Origin of the sequence: Crenalkalicoccus roseus (assembly GCF_004761865.1) — a bacterium.
In the GTDB taxonomy this organism is placed as follows: Bacteria; Pseudomonadota; Alphaproteobacteria; order Acetobacterales; family Acetobacteraceae; genus Crenalkalicoccus; species Crenalkalicoccus roseus.
The window spans coordinates 1-14,585 of the sequence record NZ_SJDM01000014.1 but is presented as its reverse complement, the minus strand read 5'-3'; the positions used below and the strand labels follow the sequence as shown (position 1 = coordinate 14,585).

Here is a 14,585-nt window from a genome sequence, read left to right as displayed (position 1 = left end):
ATGCCCCGTCCCCCCCGGCCGCGGCTCGCGGTGCTCGGCGCCGGCGCCTGGGGCACGGCGCTGGCCATGCAGGCGGCCCGCGCCGGCGCCGCGCCCGTGCTCTGGGCCCGCGACCCGGCGCGGGCGGCGGCGCTGGCGCGGGAGCGGGAGAACCGGCGCTACCTGCCCGGCCTCCGGCTCGCCGAGACCGTGGCGGTGACGGAGGACCTCGGGGCCGCGATGGCCGGGGCGGCCTTCGTGCTGGTCGCGGTCCCCGCGCAGCACCTGCGCGCGGTGCTGCGGCGCCTGCCCGGCCCGCCGGCGCCGCTCGTGCTCTGCGCCAAGGGGGTGGAGCGGGAGACGCTGCGCCTGCCCCTGGAGGTGGCGGCCGAGCTGTGGCCCGGGGTGCCGGCCGCCGTGCTCTCCGGCCCCAATTTCGCGCACGAGATCGCCCGTGGCCTGCCCGCCGCCGCCGTGGTGGCGAGCCGCGACGCGGCGCTGCGCGGCCGCGTCGGCGACCTGATCGGCTCGCCCGGCTTCCGCCTCTACGGCGGCGACGATCCGGTGGGGGTGCAGGTGGGCGGGGCGGCGAAGAACGTCATCGCCATCGCCGCCGGGGCGGTGATCGGCGCCGGGCTCGGCGAGAACGCCCGCGCCGCGCTGGTCACGCGCGGCCTCGCCGAGCTGTCGCGGCTGGCGGTGGCGCTCGGCGGGCGGCCGGAGACGGCGGCGGGCCTCTCCGGCCTCGGCGACCTGCTGCTGACCGCGACCGGCCCGGCCAGCCGCAACACCGCGCTCGGCATGGCGCTCGGCCAGGGGCGTAGCCTGGAGGAGGCGCTGGCGGCCACGCGCGGCGTCGCCGAGGGCGTGGCCACGGCGCCGGCGCTCGTCGCCCGTGCCGCCGGGGTCGGGGTGGAGCTGCCGATCTGCCAGGCGGTGGCCGAGCTGCTGGCGGGGGGGCTGACGGTGGGCGAGGCGATGGCGCGCCTGCTGGCGCGCCCGCGGCGGGACGAGTGACGCGCCGCGCTCAGGGCCCCCGCCGGGCAGGCTTCCGCCGGCGATGCCGTGCCGGCTCCGGAACGGCGCGCTTCAGCGCCTCCGCCGCGGCAAGGTAGCCGGCCGTCAGGCCGAGCACCGCCAGCAGCACCGGCCAGGGCAGCGGGGCGAAGCCGAAGGCCGCGCCGATCGGCGACAGCGCCAGCAGCACCGCGAGGGCGAGCGCGCCGAGGGAGGTCGCCACCAGCGCCGGATGCGGCGGCGCGGCGGCCCAGGCGGGGGCGTGGGTGCGGATCAGGAAGATCACCAGGATCTGCGTCGCCATCGATTCCACGAACCAGGCGGTGCGGAACACCTCCGGCGACGTGCCGAAGCCGAGCAGCAGGACGGCGAAGGTGGCGAGGTCGAAGGCCGAGGAGAGCGGCCCCATCACCAGGGTGAAGCGCCACACCGCGCCCATGTCCCAGCCATGCGGCCGCGCCGCCTCCGCCGGGTCGACCCTGTCGAAGGGGATGCCGGTCTCGCTCAGGTCGTAGAGCAGGTTGTTCAGCAGCACCTGCACCGGCGTCAGCGGGAGGAAGGGGATGAACAGCGACGCCACGGCCATGGAGAGCATGTTGCCGAAGTTGGACGAGGTCCCCATGCGCACGTACTTCATCACGTTGGCATAGGTGCGCCGCCCCTCCGCGACGCCATCCGCCACCACGCCAAGGTCGGGCGCGAGCAGGATCAGGTCCGCCGCCGCCCGCGCCACGTCCGTCGCCCCCTCCACCGAGAGCCCGGCATCGGCGGCGCGGATCGCCGGCGCGTCGTTGATGCCGTCGCCGAGGAAGCCCACCGTGTGGCCGCGCGCCTGCAAGGCGCGGATGATGCGCGTCTTCTGGTCCGGCGAGACCCGGGCGAAGAGGTCGGTCCGCTGCACCCGCCCGGCCAGCGCGGCGTCGGAGAGGCGCGCGATCTCTGCCCCCGTCAGCATTCCCCGCGCCGGCAGGCGAAGCGTCGCCACCAGGTGGCGCAGCACCGGCGCGGCGTCGCCGGAAACGATCTTCACCCGCACCCCGGCGGCGCGCAGCCGGGCGATGGCGGCGGCGGCGGAGGGCTTCGGCGGGTCCTCGAACACGCAGAGCCCGGCGAACACCAGGTCCCGCTCGTCCTCCGCCACCGGCTTGTCGCGGTCGGGCGGCAGCTCGCGCCAAGCGACGCCGAGGCAGCGCAGCCCCTCTTCCGCCTTCGCCTCGTGGAGCGCGGCGATGCGCGCCCGCGCGGCCACGTCCAGCGGCGCCGGCGCGCCATCCGCCGCCTCCGCCGCCGCGGAGCGCGCCAGCACCTCCTCCGGCGCCCCCTTCACCACCAGCAGGCGGCGGCCATCCTTCTCCGCCAGCACCGAGACCCGCCGCCGCTCAAAATCGAAGGGCACGTCGGCGATGCGCCGCCAGCCCGCGAGCGGCAGCGCCTCGGCACGCGCGAGGATGGCGTCGTCGAGCGCGCTGCGCAGCCCGCTCTCGAAGCGGCTGTTCACCGCGGCGAGTTCCAGCACGCGCGCCGCCTCGGCGCCGTCGGCGCCGACATGGCCGACGAGGGTGATGCGCGCCTCGGTCAGCGTCCCCGTCTTATCGGCGCAGAGGACGTCCATCGCGCCAAGGTCATGGATCGCGGCCAGGCGCTTCACCACCACGCGCCGCGCCGCCATGCGCAGCGCGCCGCGCGAGAGGGTGACGGTCGTGACCATCGGCAGCAGCTCGGGCGTCAGCCCGACCGCCAGCGCCACGGCGAAGAGGAAGGAGTCCAGCGCCGGCCGTCCGGCGGCGAGATGGGCGAGCAGGACGAACAGCACCAGGAAGGCCGTCATCCGCAGGATCAGCAGGCCGAGCCCGCGCAGCCCGCGCTCGAAGGCGGTGGGCGGCTCCTCGCCGCCGAGCGCGGCGGCGATGCCGCCGAAGCGGGTGCGGGGACCGGTCGCCACCACCAGCATCGTCGCCTCGCCGCTGACGAGGGCGGTGCCGCCGAACAGCGCGTCGAAGGCCTCGGCGGGGGTGGCGGCGCCGCTCGGGCCGGGGCGCTTCTCCACCGGATAGGGCTCGCCGGTCAGCAGCGCCTCGTTGGCGTGGGCGGCGCGGCTGGCCAGCACGATCCCGTCGGCCGGGACGAGGTCGCCCGCGGCGAGCTCGACGATGTCCCCCGGGACGACCTCCTCGGCCGCGACGCGCAGCGGCACGCCGTCGCGGCGGACCGTGGCGCGGATGGCGACGGAGCGCTTGAGCGCCTCCGCCGCCGCCTCGGCGCGGTGCTCCTGGCCGACGTCGAGCGCGATCGAGGCGGCGAGGATCGCCAGGATGATGGCGAGGCTCGCCCAGTCTCCCATGGCGCCGGAGATCGCCGCCGCGACGATCAGGATCGCGATGAGGGGCTCGGCCAGGCGGCGCCCGACCCGGGCGAGGATGCGGCGCCGGGGCGCCAGGGCGGCGGCGTTCGGCCCCCAGGCGGCGAGGCGCCGCCGCGCCTCCTCCGCGCCCAGCCCCTCGGGGCTGGCGCCGAGGCGGGCAAGCAGCGCATCCGCGGGGACCGACCAGAAGCGGTCGGACGGAAGATCGGGAGCCATTGCCGACCGGGATCCGAGGCCGTCCCTAGAACACACCCCGTTCAGGTGGACGCGCCCGAACGGCTGAGGACGCCCCCACACCCAACGGGCCAGGGCATTGGCCGTGAGCCGGGGCGAACGGAACATGCTCTAGCGCGCCCCGGTCCCGATCCGAACGGGAATCGGTGGTCCGTCGCCGGGGGAAGCGCACCTGCCCCGCACGCGCGTGCCGCCGGGGGGTGCCGATGCGGCGGCGCCAAGCGCGGGATGCCATGGGGCAAGGCGCCGGTCCCGCCCCAGGCGGCGAGGCCTCTCGCCGGATCCCGCGACCGGGGCGCGCACCCGGGCCGTTTCACCCCGGGTGCCGTACGCCCACCTGCCGGCACTGGCGGAGCAGCGGGCAGGCCGGGCAGCGCGGCCGCGCCCCGGTGCAGACATGCTTGCCGAAGGGCACCAGGCGCTCGTTGATCTCGATCCAGTACCGGCGCGGCAGCACCGCCTCCAGCGCGCGCTGCGTCCGCTCCGGGGTCGGGGCGGCGACGTAGCCCCAGCGGTTGGTCACGCGGTGCACGTGGATGTCCACAGAGATAGCCGGGATGCCGAAGCCGATGCCGAGCGTCAGCGCGGCGATCTTCGGCCCGACGCCGCGCAGCGCCGTCAGCCCCTCGGCGGTGTCGGGCACGGCGCCGCGGGCGGCGATCGCGGCGGAGAGGGCGCGGATGTCGCGCGCCTTCGGCTCGGGGAAGGTGGCGCCGTGCAGCAGGCGCGCGATCTCCGCCTCCGGCAGCGCCGCCATCGCCTCCGGGGTGCGGGCGCGGGCGAAGAGGCGGAGGCAGACCGGCACCGTCGTCTCGTCCCGCGTGCGGGCGGAGACGAGGGCGCCGACCAGCACCTCGAAGGGCGTGCCGTGGCCGCGGTCGCGCAGCGCGAACATCGCCGCCCGGGGCAGCCCGGCCGTGGCCTCGCGCAGCAGGCGGAAGACCAGGTGGATGTCGAAGGGATCCTTGTCCGGCGGGGCCATGCGCCCGCAACGCGCCGGCCGGGCCCGGGGATCAGCCGGGGTCGGGCAGCAGCCCCGGCAGCAGCCCCTCGGCGGCGGGCGGGCGCGGGCGGCGGCGCGGCGGCTCCGGCGGCATGGCGGCCGTGGCGGCGCGCAAGCGGATCAGCTCGTCGAGCAGACGATCCATGGTCTGCCACAGCGGCTCGTCGCCGCGCCGCTCGGCCATGACGAAGCGGTGCGCGGCGAGGGTGACGTTCAGCGTGCCGCGGGTGCTCTCGGGGCGGCGGCTGCGCATCTGCACCAGCGCCTTCTCCACCTCCTCGACCGGGACCGCGAAATGCGCCGCGATCTCCTCGGCCGCCACGCCCTTGCGGCGCAGCGCGCGGGCCTTCGCCGCCTCCTTCGGCGTCAGCGCGATGGCGGGGCGCAGCGCCGCCGTGCGCCGCGACATCTCGCCCGAACCGCTGCCCGGTGGCCTGCCCCTGAACGCCATGCGCCGCCCTCCCCCCGGCCACGGCGGGACGATCCGCCGCGTCCCGGGCCGTTTCCCGTCAGGCCGCCTGCCGCGGCTTCTGGCCGCCCTCCGCCAGGCCCTGCCCGCCCGGCCGCCGCACCCGCAGACGCCGGATGCGCCGCGGGTCGGCGTCGAGGACGCGGAATTCGAGCCCGGAGGAGTGCGAGATCAGCTCCCCCTTCGCCGGCACCCGGCCGGCGAGGGTGAAGACGAGGCCGCCCACCGTGTCTATGTCCGCCTCGCGCTCCTCCTCGGTCAGCACCGGGCCGAGCTGCGCCTCGAACATCTCGATCGGCGTGCGCGCGTCGAGCTCGATGGTGCCGTCGGCGCGCTCCACCATCTGCGGCGGCCCCGGCTCGTCGTGCTCGTCGCTGATGTCGCCGACGATGGTCTCCACCAGGTCCTCGATGGTGACGAGGCCGTCTATGCCGCCATACTCGTCCACCACCAGCGCGAGGTGCATGCGCGCCTGGCGCATCTGCAGCAGCAGGTCGAGCACCGGCACGGAGGGCACGACGAAGAGGGGGCGGCGCAGGATGGATTTGAGGTCGAAGGGTCCCTCGCGGCCCACCGCGGCGAACACGTCCTTGATGTGCACCATGCCGACGATGTCGTCGAGCTGGCCGCGATAGACGGGGTAGCGGCTGTGACCCTCGCGCTGGATCAGCGCGATCGCCTGCTCGAGCGTGAACTCCTCCGGCATCGCCACGATGTCGGCCCGCGGCACCATCACGTCCTGCGCGGTCTTGCCGGCGAGCTTCAGCACGTTGCCGAGCAGCGCGCGCTCCTGGGCGTCGAGTCCCTCGCCGTGGCGCTGGCCGTTGCCGTCGGGCGGCTTCTCCTCGCGCTCCTCGATCAGCTCCTCCATCCGGTCGCGGATGGATTCCGCCTCGCGCCGGCGCAGCAGACCCTGCAGGCGCCAGAACAGCCCGTCGCGGCGGGCATCGCCGGTGAGGCCGCTCATGCCGCCCGCCTCGCGGCGGCGGCCGCCTTCCAGGGGTTGGGCAGGCCGAGCCGGGCCATCGCCCGCGCCTCCGCCCGCTCCATCCGCCGCGCCTCGCCGGCGGCGAGGTGGTCGTGGCCGAGCAGGTGCAGCGTGCCGTGCACGACGAGATGCGCGACATGCGCGGCGAGGCGCCGCTCCGCCGCCGCCGCCTCGCGCCGCACCACGCCGAGGGCGAGGGCGATGTCGCCGAGATGGCCCGGGGCCGGGGCCGGGAAGCTCAGCACGTTGGTCGGCTTGTCCCGGCCGCGGTGGCGGTGGTTCAGCCGGCGCAGGGTGCGGTCGTCGGCGAGCAGGATGGTCATGCCCGCCGTCTCCTCCCCGGCCTCGGCCAGGGCGGCGGCGGCGGCGCGGCGGGCCAGCGCCTCGGCCCGCGGCAGGAACCGGCGCCAGGCCGGCTCGGTGAGGACGACCTCGATCCGGCCATCCCCGTCCGGAAGCCCGACGGCGTCCAGGGCGAAGCCCCGGCCGCCGCCGGGGGTGCTACTTCCAGGTTCCATCCTGTTCCTTCTTCCCCCGCCTTTCGGCCGGGGCGGCCCGGCCCTCGGCGGCGGTCCTCTCCTCCGCCCGCCCGTAGGCGGCGACGATGCGCGCCACCAGCGGGTGGCGAACCACGTCGCGCTCGTCGAAGGTGGCGACGGCGATGCCCGGCACCCCCCTCAGGATCGAGAGCGCCTCGATCAGCCCGCTCTTCTGGCCGGGGGGCAGGTCCACCTGGGTGGGATCGCCGGTGATGACCATGCGCGTGCCCTCGCCCATGCGGGTCAGGAACATCTTCATCTGCGCCGGCGTGGTGTTCTGCGCCTCGTCCAGGATGGCGTAGCAGTGCGCGAGCGTGCGGCCGCGCATGAAGGCGAGCGGGGCGATCTCGATCTCGCCCGAGGCGAGGCGGCGCGCGACCTGTTCGGCGGGCAGCATGTCGTGCAGCGCGTCATACAGGGGGCGCAGATAGGGGTCCACCTTCTCCTTCAGGTCGCCGGGCAGGAAGCCCAGCCGCTCCCCGGCCTCCACCGCGGGGCGGGACAGCACGATGCGGTCCACCCGCCCCGCCAGCAGCAGCGCCACGCCCTGCGCGACGGCGAGATAGGTCTTGCCGGTGCCGGCGGGGCCGGTGCCGAACACCATCTCGTGGCGCGCCAGCATCTCGATGTACTGTGCCTGGGCCGGGCTGCGCGGGGCGATCGCCGCCTTGCGGGTGCGGATCTCCGGCCGGTCCTGCAGCGGCAGGCGCGGGTCGTTCTCGGCCTCGCCCTCGGCCATGCGCAGCGCCGCCTCCACCTCCGCCGTGCTCACCTGCTGGCCGCGCTCCAGCCGCTGCCAGAGGGCGCGCAGGGCCGCCTCGGCGACCTCGGTGCGCTCCGGCGTGCCGGCGATGGTCAGCCGGTTGCCCCGCGATCCCAGCCGGACCCCCAGGCGCTGCTCGATGCGCACCAGGTGCTGGTCGTGCTCTCCATACAGCAGCGGGAGCAGGCCGTTGTCGTCGAATTGCAGCGTCACGCTGCGCTGCTCGGGGGCGGACGGGGCAGGCCGCAGCATGGCGCGACCCTCCCCCTGGCGGAGGGCGATGGCGGAGTTCAAGCGGGGGCGGGCTCCTCTTCGCGCTGGTCGTGGCGGACCGCCTCCCCGGCCGCCAGCAGGCCGGAGAGGGAGTTCGGGTGCGCCGCCGCGATGCGGACCGGCGCGATGCGGCCGATCAGCGAGGCAGGGCCACGGAGGTGCACGGGCTGCAACCAGGGCGACCGGCCGACGATCTGGCCCTCATGCCGGCCGGTGCCGGTGAACAGGACGGGCATGGTCATCCCGACCCGCGACCGGTTGAAGCCCTCCTGCTGTTCCCTGAGCAGCGCCTGCAGCGTCGCCAGCCGCGCCTCCTTCTCCACCTCGGGCACCTGATGTGGCGCGCCGGCGGCCGGCGTTCCAGGGCGGGGGGAGTATTTGAAGCTGAAGGCCTGGGCGAAGCCGACCTCGCGCACGAGGGCGAGAGTCGCCTCGAAATCGGCCGCCGTCTCCCCCGGATGGCCGACAATGAAGTCGGAGGAGAGGGCGAGGTCCGGCCGCGCCGCCCGCAGCCGCTCGGCGAGGCGGCGGTACCCCGCCGCGGTGTGGCCGCGGTTCATGGCGGCGAGCACCCGGTCGCTGCCCGACTGCACGGGGAGGTGCAGGAAGGGCATCAGCATCGGCAGGTCGCGGTGCGCCCCGATCAGCTCCTCGTCCATGTCGCGCGGATGGCTGGTGGTGTAGCGCAGGCGCGAGAGGCCCGGGATCTCGGCCAGCGCGCGCAGCAGCCGCCCCAAGCCCCAGGTGGCGCCGTCCGGCGCCTCGCCGTGGTAGGCGTTCACGTTCTGCCCGAGCAGCGTGATCTCCCGCGCGCCCTGCGCCACCAGGCGCCGCGCCTCGGCCAGCACGGCGGCGGCGGGGCGGGAGAATTCGGCGCCGCGGGTGTAGGGCACGACGCAGAAGGAGCAGAATTTGTCGCAGCCCTCCTGCACGGTGAGGAAGGCGGTGATGCCCTGGCCGCCGGCGGCCTCCGGCAGGTGGTCGAACTTGGCCTCGACCGGGAAGTCGGTCTCGATCACCGCGCCGGCGGCGCGGGCGGCGCGGGCGACCATCTCCGGCAGGCGGTGGTAGGTCTGGGGGCCGAGCACGATGTCCACCCAGGGCGCGCGGGCGGTGATCTCCGCGCCCTCGGCCTGGGCGACGCAGCCGGCCACCGCCAGCACCATGCGCCCGCCCGCCTGCTCCCTGCGCCGCTTGACGGCGCGCAGCCGCCCGAGTTCGGAGAACAGCTTCTCGCTCGCCTTCTCACGGATGTGGCAGGTGTTGAGGATGACCATGTCGGCCCCCTCCGGCGTCTCCGCCGGGGCGTAGCCGAGCGGCGCCAGCACGTCGGCCATGCGGGCGCTGTCGTAGACGTTCATCTGGCAGCCCCAGGTGCGGATGAAGAGGCGCTTGCGCGCGGGGGCGGCCGCGGTGTCGGTCATGCTCGGGTCAGGCTCCTCGCTCCCGGCGGCCAGGGAGCGCCGGGTCTCGCGCGGCAGATGCGGGGCGCGCGGGGCCGGGTCAAGCGGCGGTGGAGCCCGGGGCGGTCCCCGGATGCGGGACGAGTCGAGCCACGGTGGAAGACTCGGGCACGGAACGCTCCCTGGTCAAGCGACGATGTCGTGCAGGGAAACGCGGCGCGGGCGGCGCGGTGGCATCCGCCGGCGCGGCGGGGCGCCGGAGGGCCTTCGTCTCTCGCGCCTCTCGCATGGCGAGCCTCCCGCCCGGACGCTAGGCCTGCCCGCCCAGGTGCGGCGGCAGGGGTTCGGCGGGGCGGTTCTGGCGCAGCGCCGCGGCGCCGGCGGAGACGATGCGCCAGGTCTCGGCGGCCAGCGCCTTGCGGTCGGGCAGCAGCGCCGGGGCGAAGGGCTCGTGCAGCAGCACGGTCGCGCGCGCGCCGCTGCGCCGGGCGAGGCGCCAGAAATGGCTGGCGATGTTCATGTCGCCATACCAGGCGAAGAGCGGCCGGTCGCGCCGGCAGGCCGGCAGCCCGCCGAGGCGGTCATAGACCAGGGACACCGGCTGCACCCGCCGTGCCGTACCCGCCGTGGCGAGGAAGGCGGAGCGGAAGGGCAGCACCCGCGTGCCGTCGCTGCTGGTGCCCTCGGGGAACAGGATCAGGCTGTCCCCGGCCTCCAGCCGGCGGCGCATCTCCACCGCCTCGCGGCCGGTGGCGCCGCGGCTGCGGCTGACGAAGACGGTGCGGCCGAGCCGCGCCACGAGGCCGATCAGCGGCCAGCGCCCGACCTCCGCCTTGGAGACGAAGCAGGCCTCCAGCACGCCGCCGAGCACCAGAATGTCAAGCCAGGAGGAGTGGTTGGAGACGAACAGCACCGGCCTCTCACGCGCCGGAGTGCCGATCACCCGCACCTCGAGGCCGATCAGCCGGCACAGCACCGCGTGGTAGAGGCGCGCGAACGCCACCTTGCCCCGCCCCGGCAGGCAGACCAGCACCACCTGGACCGGGATCGCCAGCAGGGTCCAGAGCAGCGCCGCGACCATCCGCCGGACGGCGCGGAAGCGCCCGCCGAGGCGCCGCTCCGCGAAGACGTCGCCGAAGGCGCCGCCGGGCAGGGCGGGGCGGAAGCGCAGCGGCCGTCCCCGCCGCAGCCGGCGGGGGCGCAGGGCGAGGCTCGGGTCGCGGGCGAGGGCGTCCATCCGCCGCTGCGATAGCCCGCGCCCCGCGACACGGCAATGACACCGGCGCGAAGCCTTGGTGACGGATGCGCGGGAGGATCCGGCGCGGCGGATGGCGCCTTCGCCGCCCCCCCGCCAGCGGCGGCTTTCACCGCCGAACTCATGCGGCCGCCGGGCCCCGCGCGCGGATGCGCCCGGCGGCGGCGCCGGCATCAGCCTTCCCGGACGTGGTCCAGCGCCCGCAGCACGATGCCCTCGGTCAGCACCTGCGGCAGCACCTGCGGCGCGCCGCCACCCGCCGGGTAGAGCAGGTAGAGCGGCACCCCCTCCCGCCCATGGGCGCGCAGCAGCGCGCCGATCTCGCCCCCGCCATGCGTCCAGTCGCCCCTGAGGTAGGCGACGCCGCGATCCGCGAAGGCGGCGCGCACCGCCTCAGCGCGCAGCACCAGGGTCTCGTTGACCTGGCAGGTGATGCACCAGGCCGCGGTCAGGTTGACGAAGACCGGCCGCCCCTCCGCCTGCAGCGCAGCGACGCGGGCGGCGGACCAGGGCTCCACCCCCGCCTCCGCCACCGCCTCGCGCGGCGGGGCGGCGGCAAGGCCGGGCAGCAGCGCCAGCGCCCCGGCCATGGCGGCGAGCGCCCCGGCGCGGCCGAGCCGCCCGGCGCCGCCGGCGCGCTGCGCCACGCCGAGCGCCCAGGCGGCGAAGCCGATCAGCACCGCCCCCGCCAGCGCCAGCGCCAGCCCCTCCGGCCCCGCCTGCTGCGCCAGCACCCAGGCGAGCCAAGCGGCGGCGGCATACATCGGGAAGGCGAGCGCCTGGCGCAGCCGCTCCATCCAGGGGCCGGGCCGCGGCAGGAGGCGCGCCAGGCCGGGCGCCAGCCCGAGCAGCGCGTAGGGCGCGGCAAGGCCGAGGCCGAGGGCGCCGAACACCGCCAGCGCGGCGGGGGGCGGCATCGCCAGCGCCGCGCCGACCGCCGCGGCCATGAAGGGCGCCGTGCAGGGGGTGGCGACCAGCACCGCCAGCGCCCCGGTGGCGAAGCTGCCGCGATGCCCACCGCGCGCGGCGAGGGCCGATCCGGCGCCGATCGTCCCGCCCATGGCGTAGACGCCGGAAAGGTTCAGCCCCACCGCCAGCATCAGCCAGCACATCAGGGCGACGAAGGCCGGGGCGGTGAACTGGAAGCCCCAGCCCGCCACCATCCCGGCCGCGCGCAGCGCCACCAGCGCCCCGCCAAGGGCGAGGAAGGTGGCGAGCACGCCGGCCGTGTAGCTCGCCGCATGGGCCCGCACCTCGGCCCGCGCGGCGCCGGAGAGGCGGGCCAGCGCCATCGCCTTCATCGCCAGGACCGGGAAGACGCAGGGCATCAGGTTCAGGATCAGCCCGCCAAGGAAAGCCCAGGCGAGCGCCTGCCACAGCGCCAGGCCGCCCGGCGCCGCGGCCGCCGGCGGGGCGCCGAGCGGCGCCTGCATCGCATAGGCCGAGCGCACCCCCGCCCCGTCGGTGAGGGCGAGCACGCCCGCGAGCGTGGCGACGGGGGGGGCGCCCTCGGGACGGGTGAGGGCGAGGGTCAGCCGCCCCTCGCCGAGGTCGAGCCGCTGCGGCGCGGCGTTGTCGAGCAGCCCGGGCTCGGCGGGGAAGAAGAAGGCCTCGCGCACCGTGGCGGGGGAGAGCGCCTCGCCGCTCAGCGCCAGGCGCCCCTCACGCCCGCGGAAGCCGGCCTCGGCCGCCCAGGGCAGGGGCCGCGGCAGGGCGGCCTCGGCGGCGGCGAAGAGGGGGGCGAGGCGGAGGTCGGGCCGTGCCCGCTCGGCCACCGGCAGTTCCAGGCGGAAGCGCCCCTCCTCCGGGATGCAGACCTGCTCGCAGACCAGCCAGCGCGCCTCGGCCTCGACCACCAGGCGCTCGCCGGGGGCGAGGCCGGCGGGGGCGGTGGCGCGGAGCGGCAGCAGCACCTCGCCGGTGTAGCCGTAATTGACCAGGGGGCCATAGGGGATGCGCTGCGGCGCCGGCCACTCCACCGGGCTGGCTTCCGCCCCCTCGGGCAGGACCAGCGCGATCTCGGGCGGTGCGCCGGCATCGCCCGCATTCTTCCAGTAGGTGTGCCAGCCGGGGGCGAGGCGCAGGCGCAGCCCGAGGCGGAAGGCCTCGCCCGGCGCCACCGCCTCCTCCGCCGCGACCAGGGTGGCGGTGGCGCGGTCCGAGCGGACGGGCGCGCTCTCCGCCGCCCGCAGGTCCGGGGCGGCGAGCGTCAGGAGCGCCAGGGCGGCCAGGAGGCGGAGCATCGGCCCCGTATATAGGCTGCCCCGGCCGCCCGCCGGAAGCGCCCCGGCCCCGGATCACTTCCCCGCGCCTTGCCGGGAAGCCGCTTGAGGCCAGGCGGGAGGGCCGGCAGCAATCGCATATCTTCGCATCGCATACATCATTCCTGATTCCAAACCGTCCCACCCGCCGCCACCGCCCCCACGCAAGAACGAGAGCCGAAAGGTGCGGCGCGGCCGGACGGGACGCCATCAGGGGAGCCGTGGCGCATGGGCCTTGTCCGTCATCCCTTCTCCCGCGCCGGCCGGCAGGCGGACGCGCCCTTCCTCGAGACCGCCGCACGGCGTGCCCCCGCTCCCGCCCTCTCCGCCCGCGAGGAGGCGGAAAGCCGCACGCGCTGGGCCCGCGCCCTGGCCCGGCAGCGGCGCCGGCAGGCGCTCTCCGGGCGCGAGAAGCTCGGGATCGGCGCCTATGCCGCGGCACTGCTCGCCCTGCTCGGCCTCGAGCGGCTGCAGGAGGGGCCGGCGGCGGAGATCCCGGAGGCGGAGGCGCGGGGCGGCACGCCGCACCAGGCTCCCATCGCCTTCGCGGCCCTGCCCGAGACCGCCGCGGCAGCCGGCGCCGTGCCCCCCCTTCCGGGCGCCGAGGCCGGCCCGGCGCCGCCGACGCGCGGCACGACCATCCAGCCCACCACCCTGCCCGAGGCGGAGGAGGAAGCCCCGGCCGCGCCGCGCGCCCGCGCCGCCGCGGAAGCCGCCGGGGCGGAACCGGCGGTCCGCGCCGCCACGGGGCCTGAGGCTCCGCCCGAGGCGGTTCCCGCCCCGCCCCCGCCCGCCGCCGTGCCGGAGCCGGATGGGGAGGCACGGGCCGGGGACCGGGCGCCGCCGCGGGAAGGCGGCGGCACGACGGGCACGGCGCCGGCCGCCACCCGCGCAGCGGAGGCCCCCGCGGCCGCCCTCGGCGGCGACACGCCGGTACCGCCGGAGGCCGCGCCCGTCCCGCAGGATCCCGCGCCCACCGTGATCGCGGCAGCGCAGCGGGCCGCCCCGCCCCCAGCGGAGGGCGAGCCGCCCTCCCGCCTGTCCGACACCCCGGCCCTGCCATCGGCGGAGGGCGTGCAGCCGGCGCATCCCGCCAGCGCCGCCGCCCCGGCCTCGCCCCCGGCGGACTCCGGGCAGCCCGCGCACCCCATCAGCGCCGCCGCGCCTGCCCTGCCATCGGCAAGCCAGCCCTCACCCCAGCCGCCCGTCGCCATCCTCCCGGCGGAGGGCAAGGCGGCGCCGGAGCGCCCCGCCCCGCCCGTGGAGACGGCCGCCCCGACCGAGCCCGGCGGCAGCGCCCCTTCCCCGCCCGGAAAGGCGGCGCCCGCGCCGCCCCCCATCGAGGCGGCGGCACCGGCGGCGAAGCCCGTCCCGCCCCTCCCCACGCCCGGCGAGGCACCGCCGCCCTTCCTTGCCGACACCAAGCCTGGCCAGGGCGCCGGGACGACGGAGCAGGGGGCGCCGCCGGCCCTGCAGGATGCCCCCGGCTCTCCTCCGCCTGCTGCCGGGCCGATGGCGCCCGGCCTCCTGGTGGCGGGGCACAAGGTGCCCGCGCACGCGGCGGTCAAGGCCGGGATCCCGGCGATGGAGGACCATGGCGCCAGCGCGGTGGCGGTACCGGGCCTCGGCAAGGGGCCGCTGGGCCTGCTGGCCGGACCCCCACCCGGCAAGGGCGCTTCCGCTCCGCCCGGCCTTGCCCTCGGCTTGGCCAAGCAGGAACCTGCCGCCCCTCTCGCCGAGGCGACCAAGCCGCCGCCCGGTCCGGCCGCCGCGCCGGGCTTCCTGCTGGCGGGGGAGACCCTCCTGATCGCCGCGGCGGATCCTTCGCCGGGCAAGGTGGCGCCGCCCCTCCTGCCGGAGCCGGCCACGCTGGCGCCCGGCCCCGGCCATGGCTCCGGTCATGGCAAGGGCTTGGCGATGAAGGCCCTGCCGGCGGCGCTTCCGGATCCCCTCCTGGCGCTGGAGGAGGGAACGACCCAGGCCGGTACCGGAGAAGGAGGATGGTTCCTCTAAGCCGCGTGGACAAACCTGATCCACAG

11 protein-coding genes are annotated in these 14,585 nt (G+C 76.9%); 2 read left to right on the top strand and 9 right to left on the bottom strand.

Annotation, left to right across the window (positions count from 1 at the left end; genetic code table 11):
- Complete coding sequence (locus ET526_RS11575; RefSeq protein WP_135467863.1) at positions 1-996, top strand: NAD(P)H-dependent glycerol-3-phosphate dehydrogenase; 996 nt, start codon at positions 1-3, stop codon at positions 994-996.
- A 10-nt stretch (positions 997-1,006) separates the two neighbouring features.
- Here ET526_RS11575 and mgtA read toward each other — a convergent pair whose 3' ends face one another.
- From mgtA to ET526_RS11530, 9 genes are all read right to left on the bottom strand, one after another.
- Positions 1,007-3,574 carry a magnesium-translocating P-type ATPase gene (gene mgtA / locus ET526_RS11570; RefSeq protein WP_135467862.1) on the bottom strand — a complete coding sequence of 856 codons (2,568 nt, stop codon included), beginning with the start codon at positions 3,572-3,574 and terminating at the stop codon, positions 1,007-1,009.
- Between the two features lie 331 nt (positions 3,575-3,905).
- Entirely contained in the window at positions 3,906-4,574 is a 669-nt protein-coding gene (locus tag ET526_RS11565) for an endonuclease III domain-containing protein (protein ID WP_135467861.1), read from the bottom strand.
- 31 nt (positions 4,575-4,605) lie between these two features.
- Positions 4,606-5,046, bottom strand: coding sequence for a hypothetical protein (locus tag ET526_RS11560; protein ID WP_135467860.1), 441 nt, complete (start codon positions 5,044-5,046; stop codon positions 4,606-4,608).
- Between the two features lie 58 nt (positions 5,047-5,104).
- Positions 5,105-6,031 carry a hemolysin family protein gene (locus ET526_RS11555; RefSeq protein WP_135467859.1) on the bottom strand — a complete coding sequence of 309 codons (927 nt, stop codon included), beginning with the start codon at positions 6,029-6,031 and terminating at the stop codon, positions 5,105-5,107.
- Positions 6,028-6,570 (bottom strand): rRNA maturation RNase YbeY, encoded by a 543-nt coding sequence (ybeY, locus tag ET526_RS11550; RefSeq protein WP_135467858.1) that lies wholly within the window; start codon positions 6,568-6,570, stop codon positions 6,028-6,030. The genes ET526_RS11555 and ybeY overlap by 4 nt, the downstream gene beginning before the upstream one ends.
- Entirely contained in the window at positions 6,554-7,606 is a 1,053-nt protein-coding gene (locus tag ET526_RS11545) for a PhoH family protein (RefSeq protein WP_135467857.1), read from the bottom strand. The genes ybeY and ET526_RS11545 overlap by 17 nt, the downstream gene beginning before the upstream one ends.
- A gap of 38 nt (positions 7,607-7,644) precedes the next feature.
- Positions 7,645-9,051: a tRNA (N6-isopentenyl adenosine(37)-C2)-methylthiotransferase MiaB gene (gene miaB / locus ET526_RS11540; RefSeq protein WP_135467856.1), complete on the bottom strand. Its 1,407-nt coding sequence runs from the start codon at positions 9,049-9,051 to the stop codon at positions 7,645-7,647.
- Between the two features lie 289 nt (positions 9,052-9,340).
- On the bottom strand, positions 9,341-10,267 hold the full coding sequence (locus ET526_RS11535) for a lysophospholipid acyltransferase family protein (protein ID WP_135467855.1): 927 nt from the start codon (positions 10,265-10,267) through the stop codon (positions 9,341-9,343).
- 191 nt (positions 10,268-10,458) lie between these two features.
- On the bottom strand, positions 10,459-12,528 hold the full coding sequence (locus tag ET526_RS11530; RefSeq protein WP_135467854.1) for a protein-disulfide reductase DsbD family protein: 2,070 nt from the start codon (positions 12,526-12,528) through the stop codon (positions 10,459-10,461).
- 246 nt (positions 12,529-12,774) lie between these two features.
- Between ET526_RS11530 and ET526_RS22615 the strand changes: the two genes are divergently transcribed.
- On the top strand, positions 12,775-14,559 hold the full coding sequence (locus tag ET526_RS22615; RefSeq protein WP_135467853.1) for a hypothetical protein: 1,785 nt from the start codon (positions 12,775-12,777) through the stop codon (positions 14,557-14,559).
- The last annotated feature ends 26 nt before the right edge of the window (positions 14,560-14,585 follow it).